The organism is Raineyella sp. W15-4 (assembly GCF_033170155.1).
Classification (GTDB): domain Bacteria; phylum Actinomycetota; class Actinomycetes; order Propionibacteriales; family Propionibacteriaceae; genus Raineyella.
The window spans coordinates 3,633,100-3,649,521 of the sequence record NZ_CP137079.1; the positions used below are offsets into that span (position 1 = coordinate 3,633,100).

Annotated in this window: 15 protein-coding genes; 11 read left to right on the forward strand and 4 right to left on the reverse strand. The window is 71.6% G+C overall.

What is annotated here, in order from left to right:
- Window positions 1–7 precede the first annotated feature (7 nt).
- Both pknB and R0145_RS16785 read left to right on the forward strand, forming a co-directional pair.
- Window positions 8–1,885 carry a Stk1 family PASTA domain-containing Ser/Thr kinase gene (pknB, locus tag R0145_RS16780; protein ID WP_317838094.1) on the forward strand — a complete coding sequence of 626 codons (1,878 nt, stop codon included), beginning with the start codon at window positions 8–10 and terminating at the stop codon, window positions 1,883–1,885.
- Complete coding sequence (locus R0145_RS16785) at window positions 1,878–2,525, forward strand: aminodeoxychorismate/anthranilate synthase component II (RefSeq protein ID WP_317838095.1); 648 nt, start codon at window positions 1,878–1,880, stop codon at window positions 2,523–2,525. Before pknB ends, R0145_RS16785 begins: the two co-directional genes overlap by 8 nt.
- Window positions 2,526–2,557: 32 nt before the next feature.
- Here R0145_RS16785 and R0145_RS16790 read toward each other — a convergent pair whose 3' ends face one another.
- Entirely contained in the window at window positions 2,558–3,391 is an 834-nt protein-coding gene (locus R0145_RS16790) for a DUF881 domain-containing protein (protein ID WP_317838096.1), read from the reverse strand.
- A gap of 92 nt (window positions 3,392–3,483) precedes the next feature.
- Here R0145_RS16790 and R0145_RS16795 point away from each other — a divergent pair, with 92 nt between their 5' ends.
- Window positions 3,484–3,843, forward strand: coding sequence for a cell division protein CrgA (locus R0145_RS16795; protein WP_317838097.1), 360 nt, complete (start codon window positions 3,484–3,486; stop codon window positions 3,841–3,843).
- Window positions 3,844–3,846: 3 nt separating this feature from the next.
- On the opposite strand, the gene R0145_RS16800 is transcribed toward R0145_RS16795, so the two are convergent.
- Both R0145_RS16800 and lysS read right to left on the reverse strand, forming a co-directional pair.
- A complete protein-coding gene (locus R0145_RS16800) occupies window positions 3,847–4,758 on the reverse strand; it encodes an ROK family protein (RefSeq protein ID WP_317838098.1) in 912 nt (303 codons plus the stop codon).
- Window positions 4,759–4,822: 64 nt separating this feature from the next.
- Complete coding sequence (gene lysS / locus R0145_RS16805) at window positions 4,823–6,289, reverse strand: lysine--tRNA ligase (protein WP_317840266.1); 1,467 nt, start codon at window positions 6,287–6,289, stop codon at window positions 4,823–4,825.
- Window positions 6,290–6,528: 239 nt separating this feature from the next.
- Between lysS and R0145_RS16810 the strand changes: the two genes are divergently transcribed.
- The 4 genes from R0145_RS16810 (at window position 6,529) to R0145_RS16825 (ending at window position 10,719) form a co-directional block, all read left to right on the forward strand.
- Window positions 6,529–8,184, forward strand: coding sequence for a circularly permuted type 2 ATP-grasp protein (locus tag R0145_RS16810; protein ID WP_317838099.1), 1,656 nt, complete (start codon window positions 6,529–6,531; stop codon window positions 8,182–8,184).
- On the forward strand, window positions 8,178–9,137 hold the full coding sequence (locus R0145_RS16815) for an alpha-E domain-containing protein (protein ID WP_317838100.1): 960 nt from the start codon (window positions 8,178–8,180) through the stop codon (window positions 9,135–9,137). Before R0145_RS16810 ends, R0145_RS16815 begins: the two co-directional genes overlap by 7 nt.
- A gap of 1 nt (window position 9,138) precedes the next feature.
- On the forward strand, window positions 9,139–9,996 hold the full coding sequence (locus R0145_RS16820; protein ID WP_317838101.1) for a transglutaminase family protein: 858 nt from the start codon (window positions 9,139–9,141) through the stop codon (window positions 9,994–9,996).
- Between the two features lie 72 nt (window positions 9,997–10,068).
- The gene (locus R0145_RS16825; protein ID WP_317838102.1) at window positions 10,069–10,719 is read left to right on the forward strand and encodes a heavy metal-binding domain-containing protein; all 651 of its coding nucleotides are present in this window, start codon (window positions 10,069–10,071) and stop codon (window positions 10,717–10,719) included.
- Between the two features lie 29 nt (window positions 10,720–10,748).
- On the opposite strand, the gene R0145_RS16830 is transcribed toward R0145_RS16825, so the two are convergent.
- A complete protein-coding gene (locus tag R0145_RS16830; protein ID WP_317838103.1) occupies window positions 10,749–11,393 on the reverse strand; it encodes an HAD-IA family hydrolase in 645 nt (214 codons plus the stop codon).
- A gap of 128 nt (window positions 11,394–11,521) precedes the next feature.
- On the opposite strand from R0145_RS16830, the gene R0145_RS16835 reads away from it, so the two are divergent.
- From R0145_RS16835 to R0145_RS16850, 4 genes are all read left to right on the forward strand, one after another.
- Complete coding sequence (locus tag R0145_RS16835; RefSeq protein WP_317838104.1) at window positions 11,522–12,178, forward strand: helix-turn-helix domain-containing protein; 657 nt, start codon at window positions 11,522–11,524, stop codon at window positions 12,176–12,178.
- Window positions 12,175–13,920 (forward strand): ABC transporter ATP-binding protein, encoded by a 1,746-nt coding sequence (locus R0145_RS16840; protein ID WP_317838105.1) that lies wholly within the window; start codon window positions 12,175–12,177, stop codon window positions 13,918–13,920. The genes R0145_RS16835 and R0145_RS16840 overlap by 4 nt, the downstream gene beginning before the upstream one ends.
- Window positions 13,917–16,028: an ABC transporter ATP-binding protein gene (locus R0145_RS16845; protein ID WP_317838106.1), complete on the forward strand. Its 2,112-nt coding sequence runs from the start codon at window positions 13,917–13,919 to the stop codon at window positions 16,026–16,028. Before R0145_RS16840 ends, R0145_RS16845 begins: the two co-directional genes overlap by 4 nt.
- A gap of 209 nt (window positions 16,029–16,237) precedes the next feature.
- Complete coding sequence (locus R0145_RS16850; protein ID WP_317838107.1) at window positions 16,238–16,411, forward strand: hypothetical protein; 174 nt, start codon at window positions 16,238–16,240, stop codon at window positions 16,409–16,411.
- Window positions 16,412–16,422: the final 11 nt, after the last annotated feature.

Below are 16,422 nucleotides of genomic sequence, written 5' to 3' on the forward strand. Positions count from 1 at the left end.
ACTGACAATGGACACCCAACCCACGATCCTCGGTGGCCGCTACCAGCTCGGCCCGACGCTGGGACGCGGCGGCATGGCGGAGGTCAACCGGGCCCGCGACCTGCGACTGCAGCGTGACGTGGCGATCAAGCGGCTGCGGATCGACCTCGCCTCCGACCCGACGTTCCAGGCCCGGTTCCGCCGCGAGGCGCACTCGGCGGCCGGCCTCAACCACCCCAACATCGTCGCCGTCTACGACACCGACGAGGAGCGCGATCCGGTCTCCGGCCAGGTCGTGCCCTACATCGTGATGGAGCTGGTCGAGGGCCGTACGCTGCGCCAGGTGATGAACTCCGGTGAGGCGTTCACCTCGGAACGGGCCCTGGAGATCACCCAGGGCGTGCTCGACGCGCTGGGCTACTCCCATCGCGCCGGGATCGTGCACCGTGACATCAAGCCGGGCAACGTCATGCTGACCGATGCCGGCGGCCAGGTGAAGGTGATGGACTTCGGTATCGCCCGCGCTGTCGCCGACACCCAGGCGACGATGACCCAGACCGCCGCAGTGATCGGCACCGCCCAGTACCTCTCCCCCGAGCAGGCCCGCGGCGAGAAGGTCGGCTTCCGGTCCGACCTCTACTCCACCGGCTGCCTGCTCTTCGAGCTGCTCACCGGCCGGCCGCCGTTCGTCGGGGACTCGCCGGTCTCGGTCGCCTACCAGCACGTCCGCGAGCACGCCTCCGCCCCCTCCACGATCGTACCGACGATCAGCCCCGACATCGACGCGCTGGTGCTGAAGGCGCTGGAGAAGGACCCCGACCGGCGTTACCAGACCGCCCGGGAGTTCCACGACGACATCGCCCGGGTGCTGGCCGGGCAGCACCCGCTCGCGCTGGCCGGTGCCGCGACCGCGGCGACCGCCGCGATGACCGCCACCGCGGTCGGCGGCCTGGCGCCGGTGGAGGCCGCGGTGCCCACCCGGGCGATGGAGACCGTGCCGCCGGGTGAGGAGGCGGCGCTGTCCACCAGCCCGCAGCGGGCCCTGGTCGACCCCGAGGCCGCCGCGGCGGACGACACCGCCCGGCGGCACCGCCGCCGGAACATCTGGATCGTGGTGGCGGTGGTGCTCGTCGCGCTGCTCGCCGGCGGCGGCATCTGGGCCGCGAACGGCGGCCTGACGCCGAAGCAGTCCGTCCCGAACGTGGTGGGCAAGACCCAGGTGGTGGCGGAGGAACTGCTCAAGGCCCAGGGCCTGACCTCCAAGGTCGATGTCACCGAGGGGCCGGCCGGCGCCACCGTCGGCACCGTCACCGCCCAGGACCCGCCCGGCGGCAGCAAGCTGGCCCAGGGCGGCCTGGTCACCCTGACCGTCAACGGCGGCCCGGCGACCACGGCGATCCCCGACGGGCTGGTCGGCCAACAGCTGACCAAGGTCCAGGCCCAGCTCAAGTCCGCCGGGTTCACCAACGTCACCACGGTCGCCGCCGACTCCTCCCGGCCCTCCGGCGAGGTGCTCAGCGTCGACCCGGCGTCCGGTACGAAGGTGGTGCCGGACACCCAGATCACCGTGACGTACGCCTCGGGAAAGGTGACGATGCCCGACTGGTCGGGGTTCAACCGGCAGGCCGTGATGTCCGACGCGGCCGGGCTCGGCCTGACCAACGTCACCTTCACCGAGCAGACGTCCAACGCCTCGGTGGGCACCGTGATCTCCCAGAGCCCCTCCGCGGGCAGCAAGGTCTCCCGGGACGCTGCGGTCACCGTGGTGCTCGCCAAGGCCCCCCAGCCGACCGCGCCGCCGACCACCACCTCGTCGTCGCCGGCGTCCCCTTCGGCGACGACGACGGCCAGCCCGGCCAGCGACAGCTCCGGCAACGGCAACGGCCGGAACAAGAACAATGGCTGACCCGGCCGGCGTCCGGATCCTCGTCGTCGACAACTACGACTCGTTCGTCTACAACATCGTCCAGTACCTCGCCCGGATCGGTGCCACCGTGACGGTGTGGCGCAACGACGACCCGCGCCTCGAGGCCGCCGGCTGGGCCGACCCCTTCGACGGGATCCTGCTCTCGCCCGGCCCCGGCACGCCGGCCGCCGCCGGCCGCTGCATCCCGATCATCCGGGAGCAGGCGGGCCGGACGCCGATCTTCGGCGTCTGCCTGGGCATGCAGGCGATCGGCGAGGCGTACGGCGCCACCGTCGACCGGGCCCCCGAGCTGCGCCACGGTAAGACCTCACCGATCCACCACGGTGGCGCCGGCTGCCTGGCCGGGCTGCCGGACCCGTTCACCGCGACCCGCTACCACTCCCTGGCCGTGCTGCCGCAGACCGTCCCGGACGTCCTCGAGGTCACCGCGACCACCGCCGACGGGGTGGTGATGGCGCTGCGGCACCGCGAACTCGCCGTGGAGGGCACCCAGTTCCACCCGGAATCGGTGCTCAGCGAGGGCGGCTACCGGATCTTCGCCAACTGGCTGGCGGTCTGCGGTGACGCCGATGCCCCGGAACGGGCGGCCGGGCTGACCCCGCTGGTCGACCTGGCCTGACCCGGGCCGCCGGTCCGGCCGGGGACCGATGCCTAGCGCGGCGAGGCGGTGGCGCTCGGCGAGCCGATCGCCGTGGCATAGGACAGCTCGGTGCCACCGGTGTAGGCGGGCAGGTGCAGGGCGTCCTCGCGCCGCTCCTGGTATCCCAGCCCGTACGCCGCGACGTAGTCCTGGTAGTTATGGACGTACGTCGAGGACGACAGCGCCGCCTCCAGCATCGCCGGGTCGCCGATCGCCTGGATCCGGTACGGCGGGGCGTACGGGATGCCCTGGAGCACCACAGTGTTGCCGACGCACTTGATGCCGGTGGTGGAGATCACCCGCTGGCCCTGGATCATCATCCCCTCGGCGCCGCCCTCCCAGAGGGCGTTCACGAAGGCCTGGATGTCCTGTTGGTGCACCACCAGCAGGTCGGGGTCGAGCCCGGGCGGGGCCACCGAGGCCGGGGCATCGTCGAGCACCACAGTCACCCCCGGTCCGGTCAGCGGCACGGTCTGGGCGGCCTGCGCGGCGTCGGAGAGCCGGCCGGGGTCCACGCCGGTGCCGGCACGACTGCTGAGCCGGTCGACCTCGGCCCGGGTGCTGGAGACCTGCTGGGCGAGCACCGCATTGCGCTGCGAGCCGGCCCGCACCATCGAGATCAGGTCGGTGTTGCGCCCACCGCGCAGGTCGGTGCCCCGGGCGAGTGCGGCGCTCAGGCCGATCAGGTAGCCGGCCAGCACGCAGATGGCCACCGTCGCGGCGCCGGCGGCGGCCATCCGGACCGTACGCCGCGGCCGGTCCGCACCGTCCCCACGGTGGGTGAGCAGGGCCCGGAGCCGGCGGGCGCCGGTGCGCGCCGTGTCCAGCAGCGTCGGTTCCGTCACCGTCCATCTCCTCCGGTCCGCCGGTCGGGCCTCCAGGCGTCGTCGACTAGGCTACCGGCATAGCCAACAGGAACGCCGTACGAGGAGTGGTCGTGGCCGAGTCCCACCAGCGCAAGTCCGTCGCCGAGCGCCGCAAGGGTGACCGCCGCACCGCAGGCCGGCGCAAGGGTGACCGGGGCAAGGGCCGTGCGGCGGAGGCGGACCCGACGTCGGCGACCACACCGGAGACCGAGACCGAGCAGACGACCCGCCGCCGGACCGCCGCGCCCGGCACCTCGCCCTGGGTGGTCCCGACCATGGTCACCCTGCTGTTGCTCGGCGTCGCCTGGATCGTGGTCTTCTACGTCGCCGGCTACCTGATCCCGTTCATGGCCGCGATGGGCAACTGGAACCTGGCGGTCGGGATGGGCCTGATCGCGGCCTCGTTCGTCGTCGCCACCCAGTGGAAGTGACCGCTACCCGGCAGACGTGACCGCCGCCTGAGCCAACGCCAGCGCGCCGAGCCGACCGGACCGGCCGCCCAGCCCCGGCGGCACGATGTAGTCGTCGATCCGATCTGTGACGGCCGGGGAGGAGACGTAGCCGGCCAGCAGTTCCCGGGTCCGGCGGCGGATCATCCCGAACAGCCCCGGGCCGGCCATCACCCCGCCGCCCAGCACGATCCGGCGCGGTGACAGGGTGCAGACCAGCCCGGCCAGCAGCTCGGCGAGATAGGACGCCTCCAGCTCCCAGGCGGGGTGGCCGGCCGGCAGGGTCTGCGCCGGGGCACCCCACCGCTGCGCCATCGCCGGCCCCGACGCCAGCCCCTCCAGACAGTCGCCGTGGAACGGACAGCCGCCCGGGAACGGATCGAGGCCCCGGTCGTGCCGCACCCGGACGTGGCCCATCTCCGGGTGCACCAGACCGTGCAGCGGCGCCCCGTTGACGATCGCCCCACCGCCGATCCCGGTGCCGACGGTCAGGTAGACGAACGGATCCAGACCCCGGCCGGCACCCCATCGGGCCTCACCGAGCGCGGCCCCGTTGACGTCGGTGTCGAAGCCGACCGGGACATCCAACGCCGACCGCAGGAACCCGACCACGTCGGTCCCGGCCCAGCCGGGTTTCGGGGTGGTGGTGATGTGGCCGTACGTCGCCGAGGCGGGATCGAGGTCCACCGGCCCGAAGCAGGCGACGCCGATCGACGCCGGGCCGGCGGCGCCGGCCGCCCGGAAGAACGCCACCGCCCGGCCGAGGGTCTCCTCCGGTGTGGTGGTGGGGAACCGCACCTCGGCGCGGAGGTCGTCGGGACCGGTGCCCAGGCAGCAGACGAACTTCGTGCCGCCCGCCTCGATACCGCCGTACAGCCCAGCGTGTTCCGCCGCCATGATGTCCCTCCGTCGAGGGTCCGGATCTCCCCGACCTGCGCCGATCGTACGACCGGAACGCCGTTCAGCTCAGCGGCTTGAGCAGCGGGAAGAGGATGGTCTCGCGGATGCCGACGCCGGTGAAGAGCATCACCAGCCGGTCCACCCCGAGCCCCAGGCCGCCCATCGGTGGCGCACCGAACTCCAGCGCCTGCAGGAAGTCCTCGTCGAGTTGCATCGCCTCCACGTCTCCGGCGGCCCGGGCCAGCGACTGGGCGGTCAGCCGCTCGCGCTGGATCACCGGGTCGATCAGCTCGGAGAAGCCGGTGCCCCGTTCCATCCCGCCGATGATCAGGTCCCAGGCCTCGATCTTGTTCGGCTCGGAGCGGTGCGGCCGGGCCAGCGGCTGGGCGACCGGCGGGTAGTCGCAGACGAAGGTGGGCTGCAGCAGATGCGGCTCCACCAGCTCGCCGAAGAGCTCGACGACCATCTTCTCCGGGCCCCACAGCGCGTCGTAGTCGACCTCGAACAGTTCGGCGATCGAGCGCAGCCGGTCGACCGGGGTCTCCGGGGTGATCTCGTCACCGATCCGCTCCGACAGGCCCGGATAGACGCCGAGCCACTTCCACTCGCCGTCCAGGTCGATGACGCCCCGCTCGGTCTCGATCTGGCGCCGGCCGACCACGTCGGCCGCGTCCAGGATGAGCTGCTTGATCAGCGCCGCGATGGTGGTCTGGTCACCCCAGGCCTGGTAGGCCTCCAGCATGGTGAACTCGGCGGAGTGCGAGGAGTCGATGCCCTCGTTGCGGAAGACCCGGCCCAACTCGTACACCTTCTCGGCGCCGCCGACCATCACCCGCTTGAGGTAGAGCTCCAGGGCGATCCGCAGGCTCATCGAGATGTCGAAGGCGTTCAGGTGGGTGGTGAACGGCCGGGCCGTCGCGCCGCCGTGCACCGACTGCAGGGTCGGCGTCTCCACCTCCAGGTAGCCGTCGGTGTGCAGGGTCTCGCGGATCGAGCGGGTGATCGCCGCCCGGGCCCGCAGCACGTTCTGCGCCTCGGGCCGGATGACCAGGTCGGCGTACCGCTGCCGGACCCGGGTCTCCTCGGACAGCTCGTGGTGCAGCGTCGGCATCGGCCGCAGCGACTTGGAGGCCAGCTCCCAGCGGTCGGCCAGCACCGACAGCTCGCCGCGCTTGGAGCGGATCACCCGGCCGTGGACGAAGACCCAGTCGCCGAGATCGACGTCGGCCTTCCAGGCGGCCAGTGCCTCGTCGCCGACCTCCGCCCTGGAGATCATCACCTGCAGCCGCGGCGCATCGTGCTCGGCGGTGAAGCCGCCCTGCAGGGTCGCGAAGCACAGCTTGCCGGTGTTGCGCAGGAAGACCACCCGCCCGCCGATGCCGACCAGGTCCTGGGTCTCCTCGCCGGTCTCCAGGTGGTCCCACCGCCGGCGGACCTCGTCGAGGGTGTGGGTACGATCCAGCCAGACCGGATAGGGGGGACGACCCTCCTCGAGCAGCCGCGCCCGCTTCTCGAGGCGCACCTGCATCTGCTCGGACACCTCATGCCCTGAGACCTCGTGGTCAGGAAGCTCGGCCGGCGGATTCTGCTCAGTACTCACCGGGACATGCTACCGACACCCGCCGGGATGGAACGATCCGGAACACCCGCACCTCCGGGCCACCCAATGGTCCGATCCGGCACACCTCGCGTCGACCGTGTTACGGGGCTGTGAACGGGGCCGACGACGGCCACCCCGCCGCCCGGGGGTGCAATAGGGTTTCGGGTATGGCAGACATGGTGGCCCACTACCGTCCGGGCGTGGCGTTCGACGAGATGGTGGACCCGCGCGGCGCCGTCCGGGAACCGTACGCCCTGCTGGCGGGCATGCTCGGTCGGATGGCGCCGGGCGATCTGAGGGCCATCGCGGAGACCCTGTCGAACAACTATCTGGCCGCCGGGGTCACGTTCGACGTCGGTGGGGTGGAGCGGCCGTTCCCGTTGGACGCCATCCCGCGGATCATCACCGCCGAGGACTGGGACATCGTCGATCGTGGCGTACGCCAGCGGGTCCGAGCGCTGGAGGCGTTCCTCGACGACGCGTACAACGACCAGCGGGCGGTGTCCGACGGCGTGGTGCCGCGATCGCTGATCACCACCTCGAAGCACTTCCACCGGGTGCTGCACGGGATGAACCCGACGAACGGCGCCCGGGTACAGGTGGCCGGCATCGACCTGATCCGCACCCCGGCCGGGGACATGCGGGTGCTGGAGGACAACGTCCGGGTGCCCTCCGGGGTGTCGTACGTGATGACGAACCGCACCGCGATGGCCTCGGTGATGCCCGAGATCATGGCCGAGCAGCGGGTCCGGCCGGTGAGCGACTACGCCCAGCACCTGCTGCGGGCGCTGCGGGCCGCCGCCCCGGACGGGATCGAGGACCCCACTGTCGTCGTGCTCACCCCCGGCGTCTACAACTCCGCCTATTTCGAACACACCCTGTTGGCCCGGACGATGGGCGTCGAGCTGGTCGAGGGCTCCGATCTGGAGTGCCGGCGCGGCAAGGTCTACATGCGCACCACCCGCGGCCTGCAGCCGGTGCACGTGATCTACCGGCGGATGGACGACGACTTCATCGATCCGGTGCACTTCCGCCGCGACTCGCTGCTCGGCGTGCCTGGCATCGTCAACGCGGTCCGCTCCGGCGGAGTGGCACTGTGCAACGCGCTGGGCAACGGCGTCGCCGACGACAAGCTGGTCTACACCTACGTCCCGGCCCTGATCCGCTACTTCCTCGCCGAGGAGCCGGTGCTGAAGAACGTCGACACCTGGCGGCTGGCCGAGCCGGCCGCCCGCGAGGAGGTGATGGACCGGTTGGAGGAACTGGTCGTCAAACCGGTCGACGGGTCGGGCGGCAAGGGCATCGTGATCGGGCCGTTCGCCACCGGCGACGAGCTCACCGCCCTGCGCCGCCGGGTCGAAGCGGATCCGCGCGGCTGGATCGCCCAGCCGTTGGTCCAGCTGTCGACGGTGCCGACCTTCCTCGACGATGCGCTGGGGCCGCGCCACGTCGACCTGCGGCCGTTCGCGGTCAACGACGGCACCGATGTCTGGGTGCTGCCCGGCGGCCTGACCCGGGTGGCGCTGCCCGAGGGCGAGATGATCGTCAACTCCTCCCAGGGGGGCGGCTCCAAGGACACCTGGGTGATCGCCGACTCGGCTCCCGCCCCCAGCGGGGTCACCGCCGAGGCCGAGCCGGTGCCCGCTCGGGAGCCGGCGCCCCATGCCGAGACCACCGAGCTCGCCGACCTGGCGGCGCTGCCGGTGCCGACCCAGCGCCCACCGGACCAGGTGCCGGCCCGGAAGACCCAGCAGGAACAGCAACAGCAGCAAGCCGGCCGGGCGATGCCGGCCGAGGGTACCGAGGGGGTCGACCGATGCTGAGCCGGATCGCCGAATCGTTGTTCTGGATCGGCCGCTACGTCGAGCGGGCCGAGGACACCGCCCGGCTGCTCCAGGTGCAGCTGCGGCTGTTCGTCGAGGAGCCGTCGGTGCCGACGCACACTGCCTGCAGCAACCTGCTCACCCTGCTCGGCGTGCCGGCCGCGACGTACGAACCGCTGCTGGCGGCGGCGGATCCCCGGGCCGCCCATGAAGCACTGGTCGGGCTACTGGCGTATGACCGCAGCCAGCCCTCCTCGATCGCCTACAGCTGGGAGCAGACCCGCGACAACGCCCGGCGCGCCCGGGAGGTGATCCCGTCGACGATCTGGGAGGTGGTCAACACCACCTGGCAGGCGCTGCCGCGGACCACACCACGGGCGATCCGGTCCCAGCACGGCTACCTGGACTGGGCCCGGGAGAGGTCCGCGCTGTTCTGCGGGCTGGCCCGCGGGTCGATGGTCCGCGATGAGGGCTGGCAGTTCCTCCAGCTGGGCCGCAGCCTGGAGCAGGCCGACATGACCGCCCGGCTGGTCACCGCGACCACCTTCGCCCAGGGGGCCATCCCCTGGGCGGCCGCACTGCGCGGCTGCGACGCCCACGACGCGTTCCTGCGCACCTACCGCGGCTGGCACACCTCGACCCAGGCGCTGGAGTTCCTGGTGCAGGACGCTTCTTTCCCGCGCTCGGTGATGCACGGGTTGACCCGGGCCACCGATGCGCTGACCGGCGTCAGCGGGCCGTCACACGGGGTCGGGCTGCCCGGGGAGGCCCGCTACGAGCTCGGTCGGCTCACCGAGGAGCTGGCCTATCTGCCGACCGAAGGGCTGGTGGACGACCTGACCGGCCGGATGGCTCAGGTGCAGCGAACCTGCCAGCGGGTCACCACGGCGATCACCCAACGCTTCTTCGCCGCGGCCACCGAAGTGGCCTGGACGACCGAGGAGACGCACTGAGATGAGACTGAGCATCGACCACGTCACCGGGTTCCGCTACGCGTCCCCGGTCCGTGCCTCCTACAACGAGGCGCGGATGACCCCGATCTCCACCCCGTCCCAGGTGGTGTGGACCTCCCGACTCACCATCACCCCGCCCGCCTGGCGCACCAGCTACACCGACTACTGGGGCACTCCGGTCACCTGCTTCGAGGTGCACGAGCCGCACGACCGGCTCGAGATCGAGTCCCGGGCCCTGGTGGAGACCCGCCCGGTCCACGACGACTGGGACGTCGAGCGCCGGGTGCCGGCCGACGACCTCGGCTGGGCCGACCTGCACGGCACCGCGGTGCTGGACGAGCTGAGCGAGTACCTGCTGACCACCGAACGGACCGCCCCGCACGAGGAACTTGCCGAGCTCGCCGCCGGGCTCACCGACCGGCCGCCCCGGCTCGCCGCACTGGACGTCTGTGCCCTGGTGCACGACCGGATGGCGTACGAAGTGGGTGCCACCGGGGTGACCTCGACCGCCGCCGAGGCCTGGGTCGGCGGCCGCGGCGTCTGCCAGGACTTCAGTCACGTCACCTGCGGGGCACTGCGGTGGCTCGGCATCCCCGCCCGGTACGTGTCCGGCTACCTGCACCCGTCCGGCCCGGACGCGGTCCGCGGCGACACCGTCGAGGGCGAGTCGCACTCCTGGGTGGAGTTCTGGTGCGGGTCGTGGCAGACGTACGACCCGACCGCGATGCGCCTGGTCGACGAGTCGTACGTCCGGATCGGGCACGGCCGCGACTACTCCGACGTGTCACCACTACGGGGGACGTACGCCGGCGGGGACTCGAAAATGTTCGTCAAGGTGACGATTACAGCGCTTTCGTGACCCCCGCCCACTAGGGTTACTGGCATGAACCAGCCGCCGACCGCATGGAGCCCGCCGTTGACGGGTGCACCCGTGGATCCACCGGTCCAGGCCCCGCCGGTCGTCCACGCGGTCCAGAACCCTCTCCTCCAGGGCTCGGCCCCCGCCCCCGGCTACCCGCACCCCGTCCGCACCGGCGCCCCCGTGCCGAGCACCCCCGGATCGGGCATCTCGACCCCGCAGGCGAGCCCGGGACCGCAGCATGCGGCGCCGCCCTCGCAGCCGGCCCGCCCGGGGCAGCCCGCCCAACCCAACCCGACCAGCGTCGAGGCGCCCGCCCCGACGCCGCCCGGCCGGGTCGACCACGGCCTGCCGGTCACCACGACCGATTCGATGCCCGGACGCACCATCACCGCGGTGATCGGCGACGTGATGGGCGTGGTCTCCCGGTCCCGCGAGCTGGGCGGCAATCGGGAGATCCAGTCGCGGACGATGCTCACCGAACGCCAGCAGTCCGTCACCCGGATGGTCCGGATGGCGCTCGGCGCCCACGCCGACGCCGTGGTCGGGATGCGCTTCGACACCTGCCAGGTCAGCGCCGAGGTGATCGAGGTCGTCGCGTACGGCACCGCGGTCCGGCTCGCCGAGGCGCCCGGGTTCAGCGTCCCCGGGATCGACCTGCCCCGGCCGTCCCCGGCCACCGGGGGCAGCGCCACCCATCCGCCGACGCCGACCGCCGGCTGACCTGGGCCACCTGCACCGGCCGCCGGCAGCTACCGGCGGGTGACCTGCACCCGCCCACCGTCGAGGCGGAGCCCGACGTGGCTCAGGTCGGGCACCACGACGTCGGCCAGCGGGGCGAGTTGCTCGGCGGTGTGCGTCGTGGTGACCGCCACCGTCGCCATCCCGGCCGCCCGCGCCGCGCGCAACCCGTTGGGGGCGTCCTCGGCGACCAGGCAGGCAGCGGGTGCAGCCGCCAGACCGGCCGCGGCGGCCAGGAAGATCTGCGGATCCGGCTTGGCCCGGACCACGTCGCTGGCGGTGACCAGCACCGCCGGTGTCGGCAGTCCGGCGGCCGCCAGCCGGGCGTACGCCATCTCCCGGGTCGCCGAGGTGGCGACCGCACCCCGGGGACCGGCCGCCCGCAGCGCCTCGGCCGCTCCGGGGAGGGCCACCACGCCGTCCTGGTCGGTCAGCTCGTGCTCGGTGATCCAGGACATCGCCTCGGCATGATGCTCCGCCGGGACCAGCGCGTCGATGATCGCCCGGGTGGAGCGCCCGAACCAGTGCGACAGGTCACCCACGGTCACCCCGAACCGCGCCGCGAACTCCGTCCACACCCGCACGATCGCCGGCAGCGAGTCCACCAGCGTCGAGTCCATGTCGAAGATGACCCCGTCGAACGTACGTCCCGTCATCGCCCCTCCTCCGCGTCGCACCGGTCCTGCCCCCAACCTAGCCGCCACCACGATCCGGGTTCGGCCCGACCCCGGCGGCACCCCACCCCCGCCTTGATGAGTGAATACTCACTCACTATGCTCATGGGGTGACCAGAGCACGACGACTGCCGCCGGAGGACCGGCGCGACGCGATCATCGCCGCGACCGGGCCGCTGCTCGCCGAGGCAGGGCCCAATGTGTCGACCCGCCAGATCGCCGCGGCCTGCGGCATCGCCGAGGGTACGCTGTTCCGGGTCTTCCCGACCAAGCGGGATCTGCTCGAGGCGACCCTCCGGGCCTCGCTCGACCCCACTGCCGACGTCGATCGGCTCCGGGCCATCGATCGGGCGCAGCCGCTGGAGACCAGGCTGCGGCAGGTGGTCGACATCCTCGTGGCCCGGACCCGTCGGGTGAGCGGGCTGTTCGCGGCACTGCACCGCCCCGCCCGAGATGCCCGCTCGGCGCGGGACCCCCGCACCGACCGCGGCACCCACGCCGACCACGATCCCGCCGAGCACCACGCCCGGCACGGCCACCACCACGGCCCGCCCGACCTGCAGGACCGACAGCGGCTCACCACCGCCGTGGCCGATGTGCTGGCCCCGGACGCCGAACACCTCGACCTCGATCCGGCCGCCGCCGCCTCGTTCGTACGATCGGTGGTGACCGCCGCCACCCACCCCATCCTCGGCGACGACCAACTGACGGACCCCGGACTCCTCGCCCACCTGCTCCTGAAGGCACTCCAGAAGGACTTGATGTGAAGCATCCCCTCAACCGGCTCCTGGTGCGTCACCTGAGCCCCTATTCCGGTCACCTGCTCGGTGTCGTCGCGCTGCAGTTCGCCGCGACGATCGCCTCCCTGTTCCTGCCCACCCTCAACGCCGCGATCATCGACGACGGCGTGGCCAAGGGCGACACCCCCTTCATCTGGAGCCACGGCGCCATCATGCTGGGGGTCAGCCTGGTCCAGGTGGTCTGCCAGATCTCTGCGGTGCTGCTCGGCAGCATGGTGGCGATGCGGTTCGGCCGCGACACCCGGGCGGCGATCTTCTCCCGGGTGCTGTCCTTCTCCTCGCGGGAGGTCAACCGGTTCGGCGCACCGTCACTGATCACCCGCAACACCAACGACGTCCAGCAGGTCCAGATGCTGGTGCTGATGACCTGCATCATGATCCTCGGCGCCCCGATCACCATGGTCGGCGGCGTGGTGATGGCGCTGCGCAGCGACTGGCACATGTCCTGGCTGATCGTCGCCGCGGTGGTCGTACTGGGCGTCAGCATCGGTCTGCTGGTGAGCCGGATGGTCCCGCTCTTCCAGTCCATGCAGAAGCGGATCGACGTGCTCAACCGGGTGCTGCGCGAGCAGATCTCCGGCATCCGGGTGGTCCGGGCCTTCGTCCGGGAGCCGTACGAGGCGGAGCGGTTCGCCGCCGCGAACGGTGACCTCACCGGCACCGCGTTGGCCGTCGGGCGACTGATGGCCAGCATGTTCCCGGTGGTGATGCTGATCCTCAACGTGTCCAGCGTCGCCGTGCTGTGGTTCGGCGCCTACCAGATCGACGCCGGGCACATCCAGGTCGGTCAGCTGACGGCCTTCCTGCAGTACCTGATGCAGATCCTGATGAGCGGCATGATGGCCGTGATGATGATCGTCATGGTGCCCCGGGCCGCGGTCTGCGCGGACCGGATCATGGAGGTCCTCGACACCGAGAGCAGCGTCGTCCCGCCGGCCGAGCCGGTCCGTACGGTGACGTCGCACGGCACCGTGGCGCTGACCGGGGTCGGCTTCACCTACCCCGGCGCGGACTCCCCGGTGCTGCAGGACATCAGCTTCACCATGGCGCCCGGTCGGACCACGGCGATCATCGGCTCCACCGGTTCGGGCAAGACCACCCTGGTCAGCCTGCTCCCGCGGCTGCACGACGCGACCGAGGGGACGGTCGAGGTGGACGGCGTCGACGTACGGCGGCTCGAACCGGAGCTGCTGTGGAGCCGGATCGGCCTGGTGCCGCAGAAGCCGTACCTGTTCACCGGGACGGTGGCCAGCAACCTGCGCTACGGCAACCCCGACGCCACCGACGCGGAGCTGTGGCACGCCCTCGAGGTGGCGCAGGCACGGGACTTCGTCGAGGCGATGCCCGGCGGTCTGGACGCGCCGATCGCCCAGGGCGGCACCAACGTCTCCGGTGGCCAGCGGCAGCGGCTCTCCATCGCCCGCGCCCTGGTCCGCCAGCCCGACCTCTACATCTTCGACGACTCGTTCTCGGCCCTGGACGTGGCCACCGACGCCCGGCTGCGGGCGGCGCTGGCCCGGGAGATCGCCGACGAGGCGGTGCTGATCGTCGGCCAGCGGGTGTCGACCATCGCCGGCGCCGACCAGATCCTGGTCCTCGAGGACGGCCGGATCGTCGGCCGCGGCACCCACCAGGAACTGCTCGCCGACAACCCCACCTACCGCGAGATCGTCGAGTCCCAGATGAGCGCCGAGGAGGCCGCAGCATGAGCACCGCAGAGTCCTCCCGCGGGGCATCCACCCCCGCAACGTCCCCCGGGGCGACCACGGCCGCCCCGGAGCGCCCGAAGTTCGGGCCCCAGGGACGCGGCGGCGGCCCCGGCGGCGGGCCGGGCGGCCACATGATGGGCCGTCCCGCGGAGAAGGCGTCGAACTTCGGCCCCTCGCTGCGTCGGCTGCTCGGGCACCTGCGCCCCGAACGGGCCCTCATCGTCCTGGTCCTGGTGATGGCCGCGGCAGGCGTGGCCTTCAACGTCGTCGGCCCCAAGCTGATCGGCCGGGCCACTGACATCATCTTCGCCGGCGTGATCGGCAAGTCGCTGCCGGCCACCATCACCCAGGCCGGACAGACCATCGCGGTGACCAAAGAGATGATCATCGAGGCGCTGCGGTCGTACGCCCAGGGTGGTCCGGCGATGCCCGGCCTCAGCGGCGGCGCGGTCACCCCCACCACCGCCGGCCGGTTCGCCGACATGCTGCAGGGGATGAACGTCGTCCCCGGGCAGGGCATCCAGTTCGGTGACCTGGCGGCCGTGCTGGGGCTGGCGCTGGGCCTGTACGTCCTGTCCGGCGTGCTGATGTGGGGACAGGCCTACCTCCTCAACGGCGTCGTCCAGCGCTCCGTCTATCGGCTCCGCGAGGAGGTCGCCGACAAGATCAACCGGCTGCCGCTGTCGTACTTCGACCGGCAGCCCCGCGGCGAACTGCTCAGCCGGGTCACCAACGACATCGACAACATCGCCCAGACCCTGCAACAGACCCTCTCCCAGCTGCTCAACGGGCTGCTGACGATCGTCGGCGTCGGCGTGATGATGTTCGTCGTCTCGCCGGTGCTGGGCGCGATCGCGATCGCCGCGATCCCGGTGTCGGTGGTGCTGGTCTCGATCATCGGCAAGCAGTCGCAGAAGCAGTTCGTGCTCAACTGGCGCTACACCGGTGAGCTCAACGGCCGGATCGAGGAGGCCTACACCGGTCACTCGCTGGTCAAGGTCTTCGGCCGCCGCCGCGAGGTGGAGGCAGCCTTCGGTGAGAGCAACGACCGGCTCTACGCGGCCGGCTTCCGGGCGCAGTTCATCTCCGGCATCATCATGCCGACGATGTTCTTCGTCGGGAACCTGTCCTACGTCCTGGTCGCCGTGGTCGGCGGCCTGCGGGTGGCCAGCGGGCAGATGCAGCTGGGCGACGTGCAGGCCTTCATCCAGTACAGCCGGATGTTCACCCAACCGATCACCCAGGTGGCCTCGATGGCCAACCTGCTGCAGTCCGGGGTGGCCTCGGCGGAGCGGGTCTTCGAGGTGCTCGACGCCGAGGAGGAGCCGGCGGACGCCGCCGGACACCTCAACCCCACCCGGGGGCGGGTCGAGTTCGAGTCGATCGACTTCTCCTACGATCCGGACAAGCCGCTGATCACCGACCTGTCGCTGGTCGCCGAACCCGGTCACACCATCGCGATCGTCGGGCCGACCGGGGCGGGCAAGACCACCCTGGTCAACCTGATCATGCGGTTCTACGAGCTGCAGGGCGGCCGGATCACCCTGGACGGGGTGGACATCACCTCCGTCCCGCGCCACGAGCTGCGGCAGAACATCGGCATGGTGCTCCAGGACACCTGGCTGTTCCACGGCACGATCCGCGACAACATCGCGTACGGCCGCCCCGGCGCGACCGAGGAGGAGATCCTCGCGGCGGCCCGGGCCACGTACGTCGACCGGTTCGTGCACTCGCTGCCGGGGGGCTACGACACGGTGATCGACGAGGAGGGCAGCAACATCTCCGCCGGTGAGAAGCAGCTGCTGACCATCGCCCGGGCCTTCCTCGCCGATCCGGCGTTGCTGATCCTCGACGAGGCCACCAGCTCGGTCGACACCCGCACCGAGCTGCTGGTGCAGCGCGCGATGAACGCCTTGCGCAAGGACCGGACAAGCTTCGTCATCGCCCACCGGCTCAGCACGATCCGGGACGCGGACACCATCCTGGTGATGGAACACGGCCGGATCGTCGAGCAGGGCAACCACCAGGAGCTGCTCGCCCGGGAAGGCGCCTACTACCGGCTCTACCGGTCGCAGTTCGAGGGGGCGATCGAGGCGGAGGTCGCCTGACAGCGGCCTGAGTACCGGCGCCCGACACCGGCACACCCACACAGCGCGCGGCACCGTCCCCTCGGCGCCCGGCAGCGGCCACGGCCCGGGACCACCCGCCCCACGGGAGGTCCCGGGCCGTGCCGTCGTCCGGTGCACCTCGATTTGCACCTGGATACCCCCGGGGGCATTATGAGGGTGTTCCCACCCCTCCCCGAAGGAGAAACCCCATGTGCCGTCCCGTCACCTGCTCGTCCTGCGGCAAGACCACCTGGGCCGGTTGCGGCCAGCACGTCGCGCAGGTCAAGGCATCCGTCCCGGCCGGCCAGTGGTGCACCTGTGACCGGAACGCGACCTCGGGCTCGTCGGCCTCCGGCTCGTTCCTGTCCTTCTTCCGCCGCTGAGCACGGAGCGC

Excerpts from the sequence above, each read along its gene's own strand:
- R0145_RS16810 (WP_317838099.1), top strand. The coding sequence starts at position 6,529 with ATGGCAGACATGGTGGCCCACTACCGTCCGGGCGTGGCGTTCGACGAG.
- R0145_RS16785 (WP_317838095.1), top strand. The coding sequence starts at position 1,878 with ATGGCTGACCCGGCCGGCGTCCGGATCCTCGTCGTCGACAACTACGAC.
- R0145_RS16845 (WP_317838106.1), top strand. The coding sequence starts at position 13,917 with ATGAGCACCGCAGAGTCCTCCCGCGGGGCATCCACCCCCGCAACGTCC.
- R0145_RS16830 (WP_317838103.1), bottom strand. The coding sequence starts at position 11,393 with ATGACGGGACGTACGTTCGACGGGGTCATCTTCGACATGGACTCGACG.
- R0145_RS16800 (WP_317838098.1), bottom strand. The coding sequence starts at position 4,758 with ATGGCGGCGGAACACGCTGGGCTGTACGGCGGTATCGAGGCGGGCGGC.
- pknB (WP_317838094.1), top strand. The coding sequence starts at position 8 with ATGGACACCCAACCCACGATCCTCGGTGGCCGCTACCAGCTCGGCCCG.
- R0145_RS16820 (WP_317838101.1), top strand. The coding sequence starts at position 9,139 with ATGAGACTGAGCATCGACCACGTCACCGGGTTCCGCTACGCGTCCCCG.
- R0145_RS16850 (WP_317838107.1), top strand. The coding sequence starts at position 16,238 with ATGTGCCGTCCCGTCACCTGCTCGTCCTGCGGCAAGACCACCTGGGCC.
- R0145_RS16815 (WP_317838100.1), top strand. The coding sequence starts at position 8,178 with ATGCTGAGCCGGATCGCCGAATCGTTGTTCTGGATCGGCCGCTACGTC.
- lysS (WP_317840266.1), bottom strand. The coding sequence starts at position 6,289 with ATGCAGGTGCGCCTCGAGAAGCGGGCGCGGCTGCTCGAGGAGGGTCGT.